The organism is Streptomyces sp. NPDC057950 (assembly GCF_042887295.1).
Taxonomy (GTDB): Bacteria; Actinomycetota; Actinomycetes; order Streptomycetales; family Streptomycetaceae; genus Streptomyces; species Streptomyces kaempferi.
On sequence record NZ_JBHVPP010000010.1, the window covers coordinates 165,844 to 185,379 of the forward strand.

The window sequence follows — 19,536 nt, forward strand, 5'->3', positions numbered from 1 at the left end:
GTTATCACGGGCGCAGGCCCCCCAGCCGGTCCAGTACGTCGCTGGAGGGCGTGAGCCGCTGGTCAGAGGTGATCCTGCCGTCCTGCAACCGCACCACGCGGTCGCCGTTGGAGGCGACTTCCGCGTCGTGGGTGGCGATCAGCATCGTCATCCCGTACCGCTCGCGCAGCGACATCAGCAGGTCGATGATCTCTCGCCCGATGCCGCTGTCCAGGTTGCCCGTCGGCTCGTCGGCCAGCAGCAGTCCCGGCCGGTTGACCAACGCACGTGCGATCGCGACGCGTTGCTGCTGGCCACCCGACAACTGCGAGGGAAGGGCATCGGCCCGCTGGCCCAGGCCGACCGCTTCGAGCAGTTCCGTACCACGCTCTCGCCGGTCGAAGTCCACCCTGCGCGGCAGGACGGGTGCGAGCACGTTATCCAGTGCGGTCAGCGCGGGCAGCAGGTGGAAGCGCTGGAAGACGAAACCGATGCGGCGCCGGTGACCGTCCAGATCCCGGGGCACCAGCTTTGTCCCGTCGATCTCGACGTGCCCCTCGTCGGGCTGGTCCATTCCACCTGTCACATGTAGCACCGTGGACTTGCCGGCACCGGAAGGCCCGGTCAGCATCACCACTTCACCAGCGGAAACCTCCAAGTCCACCCCGTCCAGGGCGACGAGTTTCGGATACCGGCGGCTCACCCCGCGCAACGCCACGCTCACAGCCATCGATGCAGCCCACCCTCATACATTGTTGCAATGTAGGGGTATCCTGTCACAACACAGAAGGGAGGTATATGCCACTCCACCACGCCGTTCTCGCGCTGCTGACGCAGCGGCCGAACCACGGATACGAACTCAAGACGCGCTTCGAGGAGACCATCGGCCCGCAATGGGGCGGCCTCAACATCGGTCACCTGTACCAGATCCTCGAACGGCTGGTCCGTGACGGCTACGTCTCACGCTCACAAGTCACCCAGACCGACCGGCCCGACAAGAACCTGTACACCCTCACCGAAGCCGGCGAGGGCGAGTTGCGCGACTGGGCCACCACCGCCTGGGTACGGGTCGGCGGCTTCCGCGACGAGTTGTTCCTGAAGCTCCTTGGTGCCGTGGCCCTGGGTCCACAGACCCTCGACAAACTGATCGAGTCTCAGCGCCAGACCTACCTGTCCGAACTCGCCGGGCTGGCGCAGCAGCGCCGGGCCCACACCGGCAAGCCACTGATTGCGGTCCTGATCGACGCCGCCATCGCGCACACCAAGGCCGACCTGGCACTGCTGGACAGCGCGGCACAACATCTGCGCCCACTCGCCGCAGCACAGGGCGCGCAAGCGTCAGCGCATACACAACAGCAGATGCCCGACCCCGTCAGGGCCACGGACAGCGACGACGGAGCGGAAAGGTCCGCGTAGTCGACGCACCGCGCACGGGCCGTCCGGGGAAGCACAAGCCGTGCGGCATGAACGTCCAGGTCTCAACCGCTGCCCGGAGCCGTCCGCGCGCGGTCCAGCTGGTGATTCGCCAGCAGTTCCCTCAGCAAACATGTACCTGGCCCCGGACAGTGTCCTCGTTCCGGGCGGCCGGCCCTCGCCAACAAGCCGTGCAGGAGCCGAATCCCAACCCCTGCGGCAGATGACGGCACTGGATGCCGGTGTGCGGCACGAGCAGATTCCCTGCGCTCGGCACCGTGCCCGCCCCGACCTGGCGGACCGGACGGGCGCCGAGACGACCGGCAGGTGCGATCTCAGCGGGGTGCCCACACCGGCGCGGACCGGCCACGTCTCGCCCGCGGCGGACAGTTGCGGGTGTACGCATCTGTTGCGGGTGTACGCATCTCAGGAAGGGTCTGTCACTTGGACCGGCCCGTCCGCTTGGCGCAGGTCAAAAGGCCTCGCCGCAGGACGTCCTGGCCTGGCGGCGGGCGCTGGACCCGCGGCGGACGGCGATCCGCCGTCCGTCCGCCGTCCGCTCCCGCGCGAGTGTTCGCCGGCGGCCTCCACGAAACGCTCCGCCGGGCGGACGGGTCGCACGGGACGCGCCTGTACTCGTTCCTCCCGTGAGGTCAGGAAAGACACGGCGGGCGCGGCCCAGGCATCCCGCCGGCAAGCGGGTACACGCGACCGCTCGGGAAAGGGCCAGTGCGCAGGAACGGGCCGAGCGCCGGGGCCCCGTGGGCGTTCACTCCGTCTCGGCCCTCCTCTCTGGCAGGCTGCCCTTGCGTACGACGTCGGCGTACCACCGCGCGCTCGCCTTCGGGATGCGCGTGCCGGTGGGGTAGTCGACGTAGACGGCACCGAAGCGCTTGCTGTAGCCGTACCCCCATTCGAAGTTGTCCAGCAGGGACCACAAGAAGTAGCCCCGGACGTCGACACCCGCGGCGATCGCCCGACGCACGGCCGAGAGGTGGCCGTGGAGGTAGGCGATCCGTTCCGGGTCCGTCACCTCGCCCTCCGGGTTGACGTAGTCGTCGAACGCGGCCCCGTTCTCGGTGATCATCAACGGCATGGCGGGGAAGTCCGCCTTGAGGCGCAGCAACAGGTCGTACAGTCCGGTGGGATCGACCGCCCAGCCCATCGCGGTGGTACTGCCCGGGGGACGGTGGAAGGCGACGTGGCTGGCGCCCGGCCAGGGACTGTGGTCGCTCACCCCGTGGCCGTCCGAGTTGTGACCGGCCTCGCCGGTGGCAGCGGAGACGAGGGTGGGTGTGTAGTAGTTGACGCCCAGGAAGTCGAGCGGTTGGTGGATCGTGGCCGTGTCGCCGTGTCGCAGAAAGGACCAGTCGGTCAGGCCGGCGGTGTCGTCGAGGAGATCCTGCGGGTAACGGCCCTCCAGGATCGGGCCGGTGAAGATGCGGTTGGCCAGTGCGTCGATCCTGCGGGCCGCGTCGACATCCTCGGCGGACTCGGTGAGTGCGCGCACGTGATGGATGTTGAGCGTGACGGATGCCCTGGCGGAGGACGGCAGTTCGGCGCGCAGGGCCTGAACGGCCTTGCCGTGGGCGAGGTTCAGGTGGTGCGCGGCGCGCAGGGCTGCGACCGGGTTGGTGCGTCCGGGGGCGTGGACACCGGAGCCGTATCCGAGGAAGGCGCTGCACCAGGGTTCGTTGAGGGTGGTCCAGGTCTTCACCCGGTCTCCCAGTGCCTGGGCGGCCAGGGTCGCGTAGTCGGCGAACCGGTCGCCGGTGACGCGCTCCGGCCAGCCGCCCGCGTCCTCCAACTCCTGTGGCAGGTCCCAGTGGTAGAGCGTGACGACCGGTTCGATGCCGTTCTCCAGCAGCGCGTCGGTCAGAGCCCGGTAGAAGTCGAGGCCCTTCTGGACGGCTGGACCGCGGCCGGTGGGCTGTACCCGGGGCCACGACAGGGAGAACCGGTAGGCGCTCACGCCGAGATCGGCCATGATCGCGACGTCTTCCCGCCAGCGGTGGTAGTGGTCGGTGGTCACGTCACCGGTGTCACCGTTGCGCACCCGGCCGGGAGTGTGCGAGTAGGTGTCCCAGATGGACGGGGTGCGGCCGTCGGCGGTGGCGGCGCCCTCGATCTGGTACGCGGCGGTCGCCGTGCCCCAGGTGAACCCCTGCGGGAATCGGTTGGTGTCGGTGGTGTTCGGGGCGGGAGCGACACGTCGGGTAGCGGTGGTCACGTGAGTCCTTCCAGAGGTTCTGCGGGGCGGGAACAGCGAAGCACCGTACGGCGGAGGGCCGTGCGAGCAGGGGGACGGGGCGCCGTTCATCCCTTGACGGCGCCCTGCATGATTCCGCCGACGATCTGTCGGCCGAAGACGACGAACATCGCGAGCAGGGGCAGCGTGCCGAGCAGTGCGCCGGCCATGATCAGGGACTGGTCGCGGACGTATCCGGCGCTCAGCTGGGTGAGGGCGACCGGCACTGTCGGATTGGTCATGTCGAGCACGATGAACGGCCAGAAGAAGTCGTTCCAGGCGTGCACGAATGTGATCATGAAGAGTACGGCCATGGGAGCGCGGGCGATCGGCAGCACGATGCTCCAGAAGATGCGCAGGGAGTGTGCACCGTCCACGCGGCCGGCTTCGACGAGTTCGTCGGGCAGTGCCTCGGTCAGGTACTGCCGCATGAAGAACACGCCGACGGCGCTGACGAGGGTGGGGAAGATGACGGCCGGCAGTGTCTGGCCCCAGCCCAGTTCCGACATCATCATGAACAGGGGGACGACGCCGAGTTGGGGTGGGACCAGCATCGTGCCGATCACGAGCATGAGCAGGATGTTGCGGCCCTTGAAGCGGAGTTTCGCGAACGCGAAACCCGCCAGCGTGGCGAAGAGGACGGTGGAGAGGGCGATCACCCCGGCCACGATCATGCTGTTGAGCATGGCCTTGCCCAGCGCGGCGTCCCGCCATGCCTTTCCCAGGTTGTCCAGCAGATGAGGTCCGGGCAGGAAGGGCGGCGGTGTCTGGGTGACGCGCGTGTTGTCGGTCGAAGCCGCCACCAGCGTCCAGTAGAGCGGGAAGAGGGACAAGAGCGCTGCGATACCCAGCAGGATGTAGGCGACGGGTCCCGCGTGATGCTGGCGTCCGGCACCGGGGTGCCGGAACAGCCGTCGGCCCTGTCCCCCGGGCGCGGTGTTCCTCCGTGCTTTGGGTGCGGCCATGGGGCGGGTGTCGGCCGTGTGGACCGGGATGCTGTCTGTGGTCATGAGGTTCTCCCGGTCACGTCCTGCGCGCGAGGACGCGCCTGACGACTTGTTGGACGACGAACACCGCGATGAGCAGGAGGAACATCGCCCAGGCGACCGTGGCCGCCCGGCCCATCTGGTAGTTCTTCCAGCCCTCCTCGTACAGCAGCAGTCCCAGCGTCTGGTACTGGTTGTCCGCTCCTCCGGTGATGCCGTTCGGGCCCTGGCCGAAGATGAGGGGCTCGCCGAAGAGCTGTGTGGCACCGATGGTGGACAGGACGATGGTGAAGACGATGGTGGAGCGGATCCCGGGGACGGTGACCTTGAGGAACTGCTGCCAACGCGAGGCGCCGTCGATCGCCGCGGCCTCGTACCGGTCGCGCGGGATCGCCTGCATCGCGGCCAGATACAGCAGCGCGTTGTAGCCGGTCCAGCGCCAGATGACGATCGTGGAGATCGCCGTCTGAGCGGCCCATTTGTTGTTCTCCCAGTCGATGTTGTCGACGCCGACCAGGTTCAGCATCCAATTGATCATGCCGAAGTCGCGTTCGAAGAGCATCGTGAACACAAGGGCGGCGGCCCCCACCGACGTGGCGTAGGGCGTCAGAGCCGCGACGCGGAAGAACGTGGAGCCGCGCAGTTGGTAGTTGAGCAGGTGGGCGAGCCCCAGGGCCATCATCAGCTGCGGCACGGTCGACAGCACGCCGATGGTGAATGTGTTGAGCAGCGCGTTCCAGAAGCGGTCGTCGTTCCACAGGGCCGTGTAGTTGTCGAAACCGACCCATTCCATGAAGTTCAGGGTCGACAGTTCGACGTGGTGCAGGGAGATCCACCAGGTGTAGATCAGTGGATAGAGGCTGAAGGCGGCGAAGACGACGAAGAACGGCGCGATGAAGGCGTAGGGGGCACCGCGCACGTCGAGGCGGTGCAACAGCGTGCGGCGACGAAGCAGGTCCCCGTCAGGGTCGGTCCCGGTCGGCAGGGTGGCGCCGGGGGGTCCGTCAGGGGTTGTCGAGGTGGAGATGGCCACCGCAAGGCGTCCTTCCTTGGAGGGTGACGGGAGCGGGCGGAGGCCGGCCCGGCGGCCCAGACAGGCCGTGCGTGGAGCGCCGGGCGGCTCCGTTGGTGGGCAGCGGTGCCCGAGATCAGCCGGCGGCCTTCTTGATGCGCTCGTCAGTGGTCTTCCACGCGTCGTCCGGGCTCTTGTGCTGCGACTCGATCAAGCTGAGGCCCTGCGAGAAGATGTCCTTGATGGTGCCGTCCTTGCGGCCCAGCACCTGCTCATCGGGGATCTCCTTGGCCGCCGCGCCGAAGATCTGGCCGATGGGCGCGCCGCTGAAGTAGTCCGACTTGGCGTCGATGACGTCCGGCATCGCCAGTGCGGTCTTCGACGAGGGGAAGTTGCCGATCTTCTTGAAGAGGTACGCCTGCTGTTCAGGGGCGGTGAGCCAGGCCACCAGCTCCTGCGCCTCCTTCTTCACGGGGCTCTTCTCCATCACGCCGAGGAACGATCCGCCCCAGTTGGCGCCCTGGGGTGACTTGGCGACGTCCCACTTGCCCTTGTTCCCCGGTCCCGCCTTCTCACTGATGTGCGCGAGCATCCACGCCGGGCAGACGGTGGTGGCAAAGGTGCTGTTGGCCAGCCCGGGGTCCCAACCGGGCTGGAACTGGCGGAGCTTCGCGGTGAGACCGGAGGTGGCCGCCTTCGATGCCAGCTTCCAGGCGTCCTTCACGACAGGGTTGGAGGTATAGATCAACTCCCCCTTCTTGTCGTAGAACTGCTGGGAGTGGCCGTAGATCATGGCGTTGAACAGTCCGCTGGAGCTGTCCATGAACGCGACCTTGTCACCCTTGGACTTCTGCTTGAACTCCACTCCCGCGTCGACGTACTTGGACCAGTCCCCCTCCCACAGCTTGGCGACCTCCTCGCGGTCGGTCGGCAGGCCTGCCTGCTCGAAGAGGTCCTTCCGGTAACAGACGGCCATCGGGCCGATGTCGGTGCCGAGGCCGATGACCTTCTTGTCCGTGGTGGTGACCTGGCTCTGCTTCCACGGCAGGAAGTGGTCCGTGCCGGCCACACCGGCCAGATCGACGAAGCTGCCCTTGTGGGTGTCGGAGAGTTCCTTGGCCCGGCCGATCTCTATGCCCTGGATGTCCTTGAGCCCGCTGCCGGCGGCCAAGTGGGTCTGCAGAGCCGTGTAGTAGGTCTGTTCGTCGCCGGCGACGTCGGCCTTGATGTCGACGTCCGGGTGCTCCTTCATGTACTTGTCGAGCAGACCGGTTTCCTTGAAGCCCATGACGCCGAACAGCCCCATGGTGATGGTGACCTTGCCGTCCTTCTTTCCTCCGCCCGTCCCGCCACTGCCACTGCTCCCGCAGCCGACGACCAGGCCGAGAGCCGATACGACCGATACGCCGGCCACGGCTCGTGTACGTAAGTTCCTTCGGACCTTGCCCATTTCGTCCTCCTAGCGGCGGCGCTGACGCACCGGAGTCCGAGCCCACGGTCCAGCCCGAGGGCCCTGATTTGTCCTAGTGGGCACGTTCCCAATGGAGAATGGGAACGTGCCCACTCGGAGGCCCGAAGCGTGGCCGCACTCAACACCTGCTGTCAAGAAGTTGAATCCAGTTCGTTGCCGAGAGATGTCGCGCCTCCGCGCCGGCATCCTCCGGGAGCACTTCCGGTATCTGGCACAATGCGCAGGTGAAAGCCGCTGGAACAGCGAGGGAGCGAGGAGACGGCATGGGGGGTAGGCGACGCCCGACCATCAAGAGCGTGGCCGCGCGTGCTGGCGTCGGACGCACCACGGTTTCACGAGTCATCAACGGTTCCGAACTCGTCAGCGAGAAGGCCAGGGCCGCGGTACTCGCCGCCATCGCCGAACTGAACTACGTCCCGAACTCCGTCGCCCGGGGTCTCGTGACGAGCCGGACCAACTCCGTTGCCCTGGTCATACCCGAGTCGGAGAGCCGACTGGGCTCCGAGCCGTACTTCTCGGCAGTCATCCGTGGGGTCAGCACGGCTCTGGCCGAGACCCGGACGCAACTGCACCTCATCCTCGTACGCGATCAGTCCGAACGAGACCAGCTCACCGAGTCGGTGGCGGAGCAGCGGGTGGACGGGGTCCTGCTCGTCTCGGTTCACGAACACGACCCGCTGCCGGGGCTTTTGGAGGACATGGGCCTACCCACAGTGCTCGCCGGGCGCCGCTCGGCCGACGAGTCACTCAGCCACGTGCACTCCGACAACGCCGGCGGAGCCGCGGCGGCAGTCGAGCACCTGCTCGCCCGGGGACGCCGGACGATCGGCACCATCAGCGGGCCTTTGGACATGGACGTGGCCCGCAGCAGGCTCCAGGGGTGGCGCGAAACCCTCGAGAAGGCGGGTCATGAAGTCCCCGACCGGCTCGTGGCCTCGGCCGACTTCACCGAGGAGGGCGGCGAGACCGCCATGCGTTCGCTCCTTCGACAAGTCCCCTCGCTCGACGCCGTCTTCGTCGCTTCGGACGTCATGGCAGCGGGAGCGCTGGCGGAACTACGCCGACAGGGCCGCCGCGTTCCCGACGACGTGGCGGTGATCGGGTTCGACGACTCCATCATCGCCCGCCACAGCACCCCACCCCTCACCAGCGTGCGCCAACCGGTCGAGGAGATCGGCACTACGATCGCCCGCATTCTCCTGGCAGAGATCGATGATCCTGAGGAACCCCGCAGGCACATCGTCCTTCCCACCGAACTAGTGGTGCGGGAATCCTCGTAGCCGAGTGGCGTCCGCCAGGTGTGTGGATCCGGTCGATGCACGGAACCCGACGGCCGTCCGTACACAAGGTGACCGCCGCGAACGCCACGCGTGGAGCGGGGAGCAGCGCGTTCAGAAGTCCCGGGTCCTACGGAGAGCAGCGACGTGGTACCCGGGCCCGCCCCACTCGCGCTGTGGCCTGTGCCGGCGGTCCTCTTCGGGGAACGTCAGAACATCAGAGCATCGATGACCGGCAGTTGCTCCTCGACAGAGCCCGCGGACCGGAGCTTGATCGACCTGTCGTTGCGGGGAGGGGCATCGCGGTTTCCGCGGAGCGCAGTTCACCGCCGGTTCGGCTGCACGGTGAAAAGCTCCATGAGGCCCTGCAGACGATCGACTTCGTGGGCCCCGGCCGGATCCAGCCCCCAGGGGGTGCTGCGTGCCTTCAGATCAGCCCTCCATGCCGGATCTGCTCCTCGCACGGGTGGGCATGGTCCCGCCGGGTCGTGAACGATGAACCTCTTCGACCGCGGATTGGCCGAGCGATAAGGTCATACGTATGCCAACTGAGTCGCAGCCCTCGCATCGCCTGTTCCCGCCCCGCCTGCCCGCCGGCCGCCTGGGTGTCGCAGTCGTTGCCGAGCTGGTCGACCTCATCGTGACCGGCCAGCTGCAGGAAGGCGCGTTGCTGCCGCCGGAGGGTCCGCTGAGCGAGCACTTCGGCGTGAGCCGCACAGTGCTGCGTGAATCGGTGAAGCGGCTCGAGGAGAAGGGCCTGGTGATCGTTTCCCAGGGGCGCGGCACCCAGGTGCGCGCACCGGGTTACTGGAACATGCTGGATCCGGTGGTGCTGTCCGCGCTGATCGACAACGACGCGACGCTCGGTGTCCTTGACGAACTGACGATCGTGCGGGCGAGCCTCGAGTCGGCGATGGCGGGCGCGGTTGCCGCAACTCGCGGTGCAGACGGGCTGAGGAGGCTGGAGCACGCGTTGACCACGATGCGTGAAAGCGAGTCCGAGACGGACTCCTTCCGGCAGGCGGATGTGGTGTTCCACTACGCCCTCATGGAGATCTCCGGCAACCGGCTGGCGGAGAACATCGCCAAGCATCTGTACAAGCGGGCTGTGGAGTCCAGCCGCTACCAGGGCATCGACCCCCCGGATGCGGTCGCTCTGACGCTGGACGAACACGCGGCGATTGTGGACGCCATCTCGAGGAAGGACGTCGCCGCGGCCCAGAAGGCGATGCATGATCACATCCACATCTCGTGGGAGCGTCGTCGGCTGCCCGACCACGCGCCACGTGCGCGCGGCCGGGCAGCCGGTCAGAAGAGCGAGTAGACGTCGGCAGCGTTGCCGCCGAACACGCGTGCCCTTTCCGAGACGGAGAGTCCGTTGAGGAGGGTTTCCAGAGCGGACTTCCAGAGCTGCGCTCCCCCGCCGAGTTCGGCCAATGGCCAGTCGGAGCCGTAGAGCAGACGCCCAGGGTCGAAGGATCCCAGGGCGACCGTCACCGTGTCGGTGAGATCGGCTGCTCGCCATGATCCGGGGGCGAGGCCCGACGTGAGTCCTGAGATCTTCGCGACGACGTTCGGTTGCCGCGCGAGATCCCGCAGCCGCATTGCCCACCTGCTCCTGTCCTTCCCGGGCTCGGGCGGGCCGCCCAGGTGGTCGAGCACGAAACGGAGTCCCTCGTGCCGCGCGGCCAGGCGGGTTGCCTGCGGGAGCTGCCACTCACGCACGACGAGGTCCAAACAGAGGCCCTCACCCTCGAGTACGGCGAGGCCCCTGCTGATCTCCTCGCGCATCAGCCACTCCGGATCCGGGTCGATGTGGGCCAGATGCCGCACCCCGACGACGGGTACAGCGGCGTTCTCGCGGATCTGGTCGAGCTGAGGTTCGACCTCCGTCGTGAGGTCGACCCAGGCGACGAGGCCGACGATGGCCGCGGAGTTGAATTCGGCGAGCCGGATGCTCTCATCGAGACTATTGCTCGACTGCACGACCACGGCACCGTCGAGTGCGGTCGCGGCCAGCATCTCACTCAGGTCGGAGGGTCCGAAGTCGCGGGCGATCGGCGCCATGGTCTTCGGGTCGATCCAGTCCTGCGGGTCCGTGGCTCGATTCCACAGGTGCACGTGGGCGTCGATGCCTGCGTTCATGAGAGGTGCCACACTTCGTCGACAAGTTGCCACGGCGCCCCGGGATCACGCTCCTCGGCGATCCTTACCTGGTGGGTCACGAGCGTCGGACTCCGCGGTACGACGGGTCGTCTGTCATGTCCGGCTCGTCCACGAGCCGCAGGGCTGCGCGTTCGGGCCGGATGTGTGGTCCGGCCGCCGCGGGCCGGGGTGTCGCGGCTCCCTCTGGAGACATCCGGGATTCGTCGACCGCGATCCCGATGCCTGGACGATCGCCCAGGACGATGCCTCCGTCGTCGAACTGCTGGTCGACGTCGAGACCGACGGGAAAGCCGAGATCCTGGACTTCGAACGCCAGGTGGTTCGGCACGGCGGCGGCGGCGTGTGCCACCGGGTTCGCGTGGTACGCGACGGGACTCACCGGCAGATCGTGGGCGTGTGCGAGCGTCGCGACGCGGAGGAAGTGGGTAATCCCCCACACGTTGCCGACCTGCACGATGTCGACCGCGTTGGCGTCCAGCAGGGGGCGGTACTGCTCGAGCCCGGTGAGGTTCTCGCCGCTCGCTATCGCCGCGCGCACCTTCCCGCGCAGCGTGGCCATTCCGGCCGCGTCCCACCGGCGTAGCGGCTCTTCCACCCAGGTGAGGTCCACGCGCTGCTCGATGGCCGCGACGTAGCGGGCGGCCTGGGCGTGGTTCCACGACTCGTTGGCGTCGAACATGAGCGCCGGCCGGCGGGTGTTGCGGCTGAGGATGTCGTGCATGATCTCCAGCCGGGGCAGGTCGCGGTCGAGGTCGCGGCCGCCTTTGAGCTTACCGGCCTTGAATCCGCGGTCCGCGAAGCGGTGGTAGAGGTCTGCGAGTTCGTCCTCGGTCAGGCCGTACTCGAGACCGGACGCATAACCGGGGACGAAGCGCTCGCGGGCACCGAGGGTCCGCCAGAGGGGCTCGTCGGCGGCCTTGGCCTTGATGTCCCAGAGCGCCATGTCGACGGCTCCGATGGTGCCGAACGTGGATCCCGAGTGGCCGGCCTTGAACACCCAGTCGAGCATCCGGTCGTAGAGCGCCGTGACCGAGCGTGGATCGTCTCCGTCGATCGCGGGGAAGACACGGGCGATGTCGGCGTGGGACCCGAGGCCCACTCCTTCGATGCCGGTGTCGGTCTCGATGATGAGCACAGGGACCGGAGTGACGTGGCCGGGCTGGACACCGTTGACGTCCCCGGTGATTCTGCCCCAGTCGTGAACGGTGTTCAGACTGCGGTAACCGGTGATCTTCATCGGGAGTGGTTCTCCTTGCATGCGCGAGTGGTCATTCCTTGGTTCCCCCCGCTGTCATGCCCGCGACCAGGAATCGCTGGGAGAACAGGAAGACGACCAGGACGGGCAGGATCGACACGATCGTCCCCAGCGCCAAAGTGGGCAGCTGAACGGAGCCGGATCCCGCGGAGCTGGGATTGAAGGCCGGGGTCGAGGCCAGAAGCGACGTGAGCCCGACCTGGATCGGGTAGCCGTCGCTCGAGGGCAGCATCACGAACGGCAGGAAGAAGTTGTTCCAGTTCTGCACGAAGCTGAAGAACGCCACCAGGGCGACGATCGGGGCGGCCAGCGGAAGGGCGACCCGGGTGAAGACCTGGAACCCGTTGCAGCCGTCGATACGTGCGGCGGCGAGGATGTCACGCGGGATGCTGGTCGAGAAGTAGATGTAGGTGAGATAGACGCCGAACGGGAAGAACGACATGGGCAGGATCACCGACAGCGGGCTACCGATCAGTTGGACGCTGTTCAGCTCGAGGAAGATCGGCAGTACCAGTGCGGTGTTGGGGATCAGCATGACGACGAGCGTCAGCACGAGCATCGCCTGCCGAAACCTGAACTCCGTGAGCGCGAGCGCGTAGCCGGCCGGGATGCTCACGAGGAGTGTGACCACCAAGGCACCGATCGCATACAGCGCGGAGTTCCCGATCCAGGTCGTCACCGCACCGTCCTGGAAGTCGAACAGCTGATGCCAGTTGGCGACGACGTCCGACCACGACCCGAACGAGAACGGGTCGGCCACGACGAGCGTCTTCGAGGACTTCGTGACCGCGAGGAGCAGCCAGATGATCGGGATGGCGAAGAACAGGACGAAGACGATGAGCAGGACGCCGGTGATGGACCGCGCGCTCCACCCGCTGAGGCTCTGTCGGCGGCGTCCGGCCGAGAGTGCTGCCATGGTCAATCCTTCTCGAAGAGGCCGCCGCGGGTCACGAACACCCAGGACAGCAGGAGTGCGACGACCAGCAGGATCAGCGAGATCGCGGCCGCGCCGTTGAAGTCGTTCTGCTGGAAGGCGTACTGGTAGGCCAGCTGGTTGAGCGAATAGTCGTTGGGCACCACCGCGTTGCTGGCCTGGCTGAGCAACTGTGGCTCCACGAACAGCTGGGTGCCGGCCGCGAGTGACATGACTCCCATGTACGCAATCCACTTGCGCAGTATCGGCAGTTGGATCCGGATCGCGATCTGGACGGCGGTCGCGCCGTCGATGCGAGCGGCCTCGATCACGTCGGTGCTGATGTTGTTGAGCGCGCCGTACATGATGAGGATCCATCCGCCGGCTCCGGTCCAGAACGCGATGATCGCGAAGATCGCTGGAAGGTGGCCGGGTTGAATCACTTGTACGAAGCTCTCGAACCCCATCGTCCTGAGCAGACCGCTGACCGGACTCGCGGTCGGATCGAGGACGAAAAGCCACAGCAGGACGCTGGACGCACCGGCGAGCGCGCCGGGCAGGTAGTAGACGAAGCGCAGGGTCGTGCTCACCCACCGCACACTGACGGCGTGCACCACCAGCGCCAGGCCGACGACGAAGACGAGCAGTCCGAGGAGCCAGATGAGGAGATAGCTGGTCACGTGGAACACGGCCGGCCAGAACCGGAAGTCGCCGACGACCTTGGTGAAGTTGTCGAAGCCTGCGAATCCACCGTCGGCGTTCGTGAAGGCGAGTGTCACCGCGTAGAGCGAAGGAACGATCCCGAAGACGATGGCGAGCAACGCGTAGGGGGAGATGAAGAGATAGCCGATCCGGTTGCGAGTGAGGGCGCGGCCGGCGGACCGGCCGCTGCCCCGGCCTGACCGCCGATGCCCCGAGGCGTCCACGGCCGGCCGGCCAGTCGGTGCAGCGACGGTCATGTCAGTTCACCTTGTATCCGTTGACCTTGGCCTGGTTCTCGATCGCCTTCTGCCAGGTCGGCAGCAGGTCCACGATCGATTTACCGCCCGTGACCCCCGGGGTCACCGTCTTCGCCCATATCGCCTCCTGGCTGAAGATGGGGTAATCCCAGCCGTCCCACACCTGCGACGCCGCGGTCACCACCGGCTGCAGCGGGGTGGCGTAGTACTTGCTCGCCTCCTTCTTGGCGATCCACTTCTGTGCAGCGGGTGCGTAGGCCGGGTAACCCGGTGCGACATCGACCTGATACTTGTCGGCCGTGGTGACGAACTGGACGAATTTCTCGGCGGCCTTCAAGTTCTTCGAATGGCTGGAGACGAACCAGGTTCCGCCACCCACGTTGCCCGTCGCGGCCTTGCTCTCGCCCTTCCACGGCAACGGCGCGGCGACGCCCAGCCGCCCGGCGGGCACGTTGAGCGAATCGGGGTTGTTGAAGATCGCTCCGGCGTACCAGGCCGGACCCGGCATCATCAGCACTTTGCCTGAGTACTTCTTCAGGAACTCAGGCGTGAACACGCTGACCACCGGCGCGGTTCCGTTCTGGCGGAGGGTGTCGAGCATCGACGCCGCCCGCTTGCACTCGATCGAGTCGGTCTTGACGGTGACGGACTTGGGACCGGTCACGTCATTGGCCTGGCACCTGCTCCCCCACATGAACACCTCGGGCGTCCAGGCGTCGCCGGCCGTCCCGATGATGTAGCCGGGGTGCTCCTTGGCGACCTTCTCCCCGAGCGCCTGGTACTCCTCCCACGTGGTCGGGAGCGTGTAGCCGAACTGCTCCAGCAGGGACTTGTCGTACCAGAGCACCGCCTGGGCGAGGTCGTTGCGCAGGCAGTAGACACGGCCGTCGACCGTGCAGGGGTTGAGCGAGCCCGCGGTGAAGTTGCTGAGCGTGTCCTTCGGGACCAGGCCCTTGTCCAACACGGCCGCGAACGCCTGCTTGCCGCCGCTCTTCTGGCTGGCCCATGCGGAGTCGTTGTTCTGGCTGGAGAAGACGACATCGGGCCAGCCACTGCCCGCGCGGTCGAAGAGCTGCATCTTTGTCCGGAAGGAGTTGGACCCGTTGGCCGATCCGTCGTAGGCGACAACCTTGATCTTGGTGTCCGGGTTCTCCGCCTGGAACGCCTTCGCGGCCGCCTGCCGGTCCGCGTCCACCCAGACCGTGATCGCCGAGGAGGCTTCCTGCTTGGCCTGGGGAAACCCGTACGCCCCGTTCGCCGAGCTGCCTTGACCGCCGCAACCTGTGAGGGCCGTCAGCGCCGTTGCGACGCACATTACGGCGACGGTCGACGTCGTACGGCGCGAAAGCACCACAGAGTGGATTCCGACCATGGGATGTCCTTGTCTTGTCGACTTCGTTGACGACTCCGCGCCTGGACTTTAGGGCATACGTATGATGTTTGTCACGAGCTGGAGACACACCACCTTGAGCCGCATTTCCCTTGGGGGATGGGGTGTTGACGGTGGTCTCGTTCGTTTGATCGGCGTCAACTGCGGGCGTGGAAGCAGTGCCTCTTCGCACCCCGAGGTCGCGACGCCGGCCGAGATCCTGGAAGCCCCGTTGCCGCACCGCTCCATCCGGTGGAGCTCGATTCAGCGGCACCGACGCGTGATTGCATGATCCACCGATGCGGAGGCCGGCCCGACTTGGCCACCTGCCCTCGCACGACCAGACCCCGCCCCTCGACGCCACAGCCTCGCGACCCGACCACGGCCGGCACGTCCGGGACATCCTGTGCGCGAGGCAGGCCCGCCGTGCCGGCCACCTCGGTGTAGCCGGCAGGGAGCAACATCAATTGGACCGGCAGCGCCAAACCATCCCGGCGGCGAAACTCATCACGGGGGTGGCGCCCACCAGGAACGCCTGCAGTACATCGGCCGCACCGCCCGCGCCGCGGTCGCCCCACTGCTCACCGTGGCCCGGGCCCGGCGTCCGTGGACAGGACGGTCGTTCTCCGCCCGGTGGGGCAGCCCGGGATGCCCTGGACGTCACCCCGGTCAAACCCGCGCCTGTCGTGGATGTCGCCGCCGACGTCGCCCGCGACACAGCCGGCCGCTGGCGCCACCCTGCCCGCCGGCACCCGCACCCGCACCCGCACCCGCACCCGCACCGATATCCCCCACACCACGATCCGCAGGTGAGAAGCACGCAGCTCCGGTCCGGTGTAGGTCCCGCCAGGGGCCACTGCGCCGGTGTGGACCACGGGGAGGCCACACCACGCTCACGAACACCTCTTCACTCCCCCGGCTTTGGTGCACGGATGCGAGTAACGGCGTCCCCTGAGACCGTCGATGAGTAGTCCCAGGTGGCGATGGACGAAATGATCGTTTTCCCCGGAGGCAATGCCTGGTAGCGGCCTCGCGAGTTGGGCGACGGCAGCTGTCAGTTCCGCGCCGTTGATGTCGGTCCGGAGCCCGCCCGATTGCTGAGCTGCCGCGACGAGATGCGAGACGGCGTTCTCCAGGCGTGAGCGCGCGCGGACGAGTTCCGGGGCGCGGACGTCGGCATGGCCGGCGAGCAACGGGCACAGCGCCGCGAAGTGCTCGTCGACAGCCTGGTGCAGGAAGCGCTGTAGGGCCTCGAACGGGGTCGGTTCCTTGGCGAGGGCGGCCTCGGCCTGATCTGCGGTGTGGGAGAGCAGCGTCAGAGCGACCGCGCGGATGAGGTCTCGCCGGTTGGGGAAGTGCCGGTAGAGCGTGGCGTTCCCGATGCCCGCCTGGCGAGCGATCCCGTCCAACGAAACACCCGCGCCGTGTTCGATGAACGCTTCGCACGTGGCGACCATGATGCGCTCACGATTGATCAACGCGTCGGCTCTGGGGCGAGGCCCCGGCCGCCGACTCCCGCTGCTCCAGGCCATCACCACGTCCCCACTCACCTCTCCATGTCCTGAAAGCCGCGCACAAGTCCGCCTCGTGCGACGCTCCGGAACCGACCCCCGGTGGACCCGATGGCCGCGCCAGGGGGTTGAGGCAGCCACCGCCACCATGACGCGGCGCTCAGAAAGTCAGAATGAGCCGGCCTCGCACCCCGCCCGCTTCGAACCGGCGGTGCGCCTCTGCTGCTCGGTCGGCCGGGAACTCCTCCGCGACCCGCAGCGAGATCCGCCCCTCCTCCGCGAGTGCGCGCAGGGCGTCGAGTTTGTCGTTGGCGTAGCGATAATCCGGTACGAATATGTTCCGGACAGTCACATCTTCGTGTTCGCCAAGGGGAGTGACTCCGGGTTCGTCTGTGCTGCGTACCAGGGCGATCTGCCCCCCGGTCCGGAGGGCGGGGAGTACCTCGGGGCCCATGATCGCGGCGTCCACGACGGCGTCCACGCCGCCTGGAACGACGTCGCGGATGCGCTGGCCGACCCCCCGTCCTCGGTCGACGACCAGGTCAGCGCCCAGCGCGTGCACAAGTGCCCCGTCGGCGGGAGCCGAGTCCGCCACGACGCGCAGGCCTTCGGCTTTGGCCAGTTGGATGGTGTATCCGCCCATGGCTCCTGCGGCACCGGTTACCGCTATCCAGTCTCCCGGGGCCAGGCAAAGGACGTCGAGGGCGCGGCGTGCGGTGAGTCCGTTCAGCGGAAGCGTGGCCGCCTCCGCGTGCGTGGATCCGGCTGGGGCTCTGACCACTTGTCGGGCATCCAGGACGATGTAGTCCGCATAGGCGCCCCCTGATGGGTCGATGGGGACAACCATGGCCATCACGCGATCGCCTGTCCGAAGAGAGGTGACTGTTTCCAAACCTATGGCGTCCACCACGCCCGCCGCGTCCATACCGGGCCGGTATGGCGGGGTCAGGCGACCTGCAAGCATCCGGTCCGTGTACCCCATGCGCAGCAGCACGTCCGCGGGGTTCACCGCCGCTGCGCGCACGCGCACCCGGATTTGCCCCGGTCCCACCTCCGGGACGGGAAGTTCGACGACCTCGAGCACTTCGGGCTCGCCGTAGCGAAACACTCCTACAGCCTTCATGTCGTTTTTTCCACCTTTCCGATGACGCGTAGCCCGCCGCGCTGCTGGGCGCGCGATGATATGCCGTAAATTGGCTCAAATATGCGCGAATTGGTAAACAGAGGACGCCCGAGGGTCAGGAATCCTCCGGGGCTGTCAGTGCACCGCGACAGGCTTTTCCGTGGCAGTCGCGCCGGCAGAAGCGGTGCCGTGGTCCGGGCGCGGGGCGTTGACCGCGACGAGGGAGATCAGCGCCGCCAGGAGCAGGAAGCCGAACGCCCACCAGTAAGCCGTGCCGAATCCGTGGACCAGTGCAGCATCGGTCACCGCCCGGCCGTGCTCCCGGGTCGCGAGGTAAGCGGTGGTGGAGCTGGCGGCGATGGTGTTGAGCAGGGCGGTGCCGACCGAGCCGCCGACTTGCTGGGCGGTGCCGACCATGGCGGATGCGACACCGGCATCGTGAGGCTCGACGCCGTGGGTGCCCAGGCTCATGGCGGGCATGAAGGCGGTGCCGATGCCGAGGCCGGTGATGACCTCGGCGACGGCCAGCAGCCCGTAAGAGCTGTCGGCCCGCAGCAGGACGAGCAGGAGGACGCCGATGGCACTGACGAAGTAGCCGGCACCCATCAGCGACCCGGGACGCAGTCTGCCGGACAGCCGGGTACCGATGGCCATGGAACCGAAAGCCTGTGCGGCACCCAGCGGCACGAACGCCACGCCGGTCAGGACCGGGGAGTAGCCCTTGACGAGCTGCAGGTAGTAGCTGAGGAACAGGAACATGCCGAACATGCTCATCACCGCTAGGCCCACCGAGAGGTAGGCGCCGGCCCGGTTGCGTTCGGCGAGAACGTGCAGCGGGAGCAGCGGTGACGCGATCTTCTTCTCCACGATCAGGAAGGCCAGGATCAGCGTCACGGCTGCGACGAGCAGGGTGATGGTGAGATCGGAGGACCAGCCGCGGCTTTCGGCCTCGGAGAAGCCGAAGACCAGGGCCACCAGGCCGAGGGTGGCCAGGATCGCGCCGGGTACGTCGAGGCGGGTGCGTTTGCCCTCGGTGGGGATGTCCTGCACGACGGTGATCGCGCCGATGATGCCGACGACGGCGATGGGGATGTTGACGAGCATCGACCAGCGCCAGTTCAGGTACTCGGTGAGCAACCCGCCCAGCAGTAGGCCCAGAACGCCGCCGGCGGTCGCGATGGCGCCGTAGATACCGAAGGCCTTGGCCCGTTCCCGGGCGTCGGTGAAGGTCAGCGAGATCAGGGCGAGGGCCGCCGGGGCCAGGAGCGCGCCGAAGACTCCCTGGCCGGCACGGGCGATCAGCAGGGTGCCGAGATTGCCCGCGGCTCCGCCGAGCGCGGAAGCCAGCGCGAAGCCGATCAGGCCGATGGTGAAGGCACGCTTACGGCCGAGCAGGTCGCCCAGGCGCCCGCCCAGGATCAGCAAGCCGCCGAACGCCAGCCCGTAGGCGGTGATGACCCACTGGCGGCCGCCGTCGGAGAAGTGCAGAGCCTGCTGGGCTGAGGGCAGGGCGATGTTCATGATCGCGCTGTCCAGGAACACCATCAGCTGGGCGATGGAGATGAACGCAAGCGCGGCCCAACGGCGCGGATTCGGATGTGCGGATGTTGCAGCCATGGGAAGAGTCACTCCTCGAAGACAAGCGGAGGGAGGGAGATCGGTACTCCCGGACGATGCGGCGGACGGGGTCGCCGGCCTCCGGCGGACGGCGTGTCTCGGCAATCTGACTGGCCGGGTAGAGCCGACCAGGGGCCGGACGGCAGTGGTTCAGTGGACGCGCGGCCCCCTGGCACAGGCGACCATGAAACGGACGAGCTTCATCCGCTTATGCGAATGTAGCATAAGCGGACACGG

Annotated in this window: 16 protein-coding genes; 3 read left to right on the plus strand and 13 right to left on the minus strand. The window is 67.3% G+C overall.

Annotation, left to right across the window (positions count from 1 at the left end; translation table 11 throughout):
• Positions 1-4: 4 nt before the first annotated feature.
• Positions 5-703: an ABC transporter ATP-binding protein gene (locus ACFVTC_RS18590; RefSeq protein ID WP_390128175.1), complete on the minus strand. Its 699-nt coding sequence runs from the start codon at positions 701-703 to the stop codon at positions 5-7.
• A 74-nt stretch (positions 704-777) separates the two neighbouring features.
• Here ACFVTC_RS18590 and ACFVTC_RS18595 point away from each other — a divergent pair, with 74 nt between their 5' ends.
• Positions 778-1,395 (plus strand): PadR family transcriptional regulator, encoded by a 618-nt coding sequence (locus tag ACFVTC_RS18595; protein ID WP_390128177.1) that lies wholly within the window; start codon positions 778-780, stop codon positions 1,393-1,395.
• Positions 1,396-2,161: 766 nt separating this feature from the next.
• Here the strand turns inward: ACFVTC_RS18595 and ACFVTC_RS18600 are convergent.
• The 4 genes from ACFVTC_RS18600 to ACFVTC_RS18615 form a co-directional block, all read right to left on the minus strand.
• Positions 2,162-3,622 (minus strand): GH1 family beta-glucosidase, encoded by a 1,461-nt coding sequence (locus tag ACFVTC_RS18600; RefSeq protein WP_390128178.1) that lies wholly within the window; start codon positions 3,620-3,622, stop codon positions 2,162-2,164.
• An 86-nt stretch (positions 3,623-3,708) separates the two neighbouring features.
• Complete coding sequence (locus tag ACFVTC_RS18605; RefSeq protein WP_390128180.1) at positions 3,709-4,650, minus strand: carbohydrate ABC transporter permease; 942 nt, start codon at positions 4,648-4,650, stop codon at positions 3,709-3,711.
• Positions 4,651-4,663: 13 nt separating this feature from the next.
• The gene (locus ACFVTC_RS18610) at positions 4,664-5,653 is read right to left on the minus strand and encodes a carbohydrate ABC transporter permease (RefSeq protein WP_390128415.1); all 990 of its coding nucleotides are present in this window, start codon (positions 5,651-5,653) and stop codon (positions 4,664-4,666) included.
• A 121-nt stretch (positions 5,654-5,774) separates the two neighbouring features.
• Positions 5,775-7,088 carry an ABC transporter substrate-binding protein gene (locus ACFVTC_RS18615; RefSeq protein WP_390128183.1) on the minus strand — a complete coding sequence of 438 codons (1,314 nt, stop codon included), beginning with the start codon at positions 7,086-7,088 and terminating at the stop codon, positions 5,775-5,777.
• A 284-nt stretch (positions 7,089-7,372) separates the two neighbouring features.
• Between ACFVTC_RS18615 and ACFVTC_RS18620 the strand changes: the two genes are divergently transcribed.
• Entirely contained in the window at positions 7,373-8,389 is a 1,017-nt protein-coding gene (locus ACFVTC_RS18620; RefSeq protein WP_390128185.1) for a LacI family DNA-binding transcriptional regulator, read from the plus strand.
• A 538-nt stretch (positions 8,390-8,927) separates the two neighbouring features.
• Complete coding sequence (locus ACFVTC_RS18625; RefSeq protein WP_390128187.1) at positions 8,928-9,710, plus strand: FadR/GntR family transcriptional regulator; 783 nt, start codon at positions 8,928-8,930, stop codon at positions 9,708-9,710.
• On the opposite strand, the gene ACFVTC_RS18630 is transcribed toward ACFVTC_RS18625, so the two are convergent.
• The 8 genes from ACFVTC_RS18630 to ACFVTC_RS18665 form a co-directional block, all read right to left on the minus strand.
• On the minus strand, positions 9,695-10,531 hold the full coding sequence (locus tag ACFVTC_RS18630) for an amidohydrolase family protein (protein ID WP_390128189.1): 837 nt from the start codon (positions 10,529-10,531) through the stop codon (positions 9,695-9,697). The genes ACFVTC_RS18625 and ACFVTC_RS18630 overlap by 16 nt on opposite strands.
• A 76-nt stretch (positions 10,532-10,607) precedes the next feature.
• Positions 10,608-11,789, minus strand: coding sequence for a mandelate racemase/muconate lactonizing enzyme family protein (locus ACFVTC_RS18635; protein ID WP_390128191.1), 1,182 nt, complete (start codon positions 11,787-11,789; stop codon positions 10,608-10,610).
• 31 nt (positions 11,790-11,820) lie between these two features.
• On the minus strand, positions 11,821-12,723 hold the full coding sequence (locus tag ACFVTC_RS18640; protein ID WP_390128193.1) for a carbohydrate ABC transporter permease: 903 nt from the start codon (positions 12,721-12,723) through the stop codon (positions 11,821-11,823).
• 2 nt (positions 12,724-12,725) lie between these two features.
• The gene (locus ACFVTC_RS18645) at positions 12,726-13,679 is read right to left on the minus strand and encodes a carbohydrate ABC transporter permease (RefSeq protein WP_390128195.1); all 954 of its coding nucleotides are present in this window, start codon (positions 13,677-13,679) and stop codon (positions 12,726-12,728) included.
• 1 nt (position 13,680) lies between these two features.
• Entirely contained in the window at positions 13,681-14,994 is a 1,314-nt protein-coding gene (locus tag ACFVTC_RS18650; protein WP_390128197.1) for an ABC transporter substrate-binding protein, read from the minus strand.
• Positions 14,995-15,941: 947 nt separating this feature from the next.
• Complete coding sequence (locus ACFVTC_RS18655) at positions 15,942-16,526, minus strand: TetR/AcrR family transcriptional regulator (RefSeq protein ID WP_390128199.1); 585 nt, start codon at positions 16,524-16,526, stop codon at positions 15,942-15,944.
• 193 nt (positions 16,527-16,719) lie between these two features.
• The gene (locus ACFVTC_RS18660) at positions 16,720-17,682 is read right to left on the minus strand and encodes a zinc-binding alcohol dehydrogenase family protein (RefSeq protein ID WP_390128201.1); all 963 of its coding nucleotides are present in this window, start codon (positions 17,680-17,682) and stop codon (positions 16,720-16,722) included.
• Between the two features lie 135 nt (positions 17,683-17,817).
• A complete protein-coding gene (locus tag ACFVTC_RS18665; protein ID WP_390128203.1) occupies positions 17,818-19,299 on the minus strand; it encodes an MFS transporter in 1,482 nt (493 codons plus the stop codon).
• Between the last annotated feature and the right edge of the window lie 237 nt (positions 19,300-19,536).

Coding starts and splice junctions, on each gene's coding strand:
- ACFVTC_RS18595 (WP_390128177.1), top strand. CDS start 778: ATGCCACTCCACCACGCCGTTCTCGCGCTGCTGACGCAGCGGCCGAAC.
- ACFVTC_RS18605 (WP_390128180.1), bottom strand. CDS start 4,650: ATGACCACAGACAGCATCCCGGTCCACACGGCCGACACCCGCCCCATG.
- ACFVTC_RS18615 (WP_390128183.1), bottom strand. CDS start 7,088: ATGGGCAAGGTCCGAAGGAACTTACGTACACGAGCCGTGGCCGGCGTA.
- ACFVTC_RS18620 (WP_390128185.1), top strand. CDS start 7,373: ATGGGGGGTAGGCGACGCCCGACCATCAAGAGCGTGGCCGCGCGTGCT.
- ACFVTC_RS18625 (WP_390128187.1), top strand. CDS start 8,928: ATGCCAACTGAGTCGCAGCCCTCGCATCGCCTGTTCCCGCCCCGCCTG.
- ACFVTC_RS18630 (WP_390128189.1), bottom strand. CDS start 10,531: ATGAACGCAGGCATCGACGCCCACGTGCACCTGTGGAATCGAGCCACG.
- ACFVTC_RS18635 (WP_390128191.1), bottom strand. CDS start 11,789: ATGAAGATCACCGGTTACCGCAGTCTGAACACCGTTCACGACTGGGGC.
- ACFVTC_RS18640 (WP_390128193.1), bottom strand. CDS start 12,723: ATGGCAGCACTCTCGGCCGGACGCCGCCGACAGAGCCTCAGCGGGTGG.
- ACFVTC_RS18645 (WP_390128195.1), bottom strand. CDS start 13,679: ATGACCGTCGCTGCACCGACTGGCCGGCCGGCCGTGGACGCCTCGGGG.
- ACFVTC_RS18650 (WP_390128197.1), bottom strand. CDS start 14,994: ATGTGCGTCGCAACGGCGCTGACGGCCCTCACAGGTTGCGGCGGTCAA.
- ACFVTC_RS18660 (WP_390128201.1), bottom strand. CDS start 17,682: ATGAAGGCTGTAGGAGTGTTTCGCTACGGCGAGCCCGAAGTGCTCGAG.
- ACFVTC_RS18665 (WP_390128203.1), bottom strand. CDS start 19,299: ATGGCTGCAACATCCGCACATCCGAATCCGCGCCGTTGGGCCGCGCTT.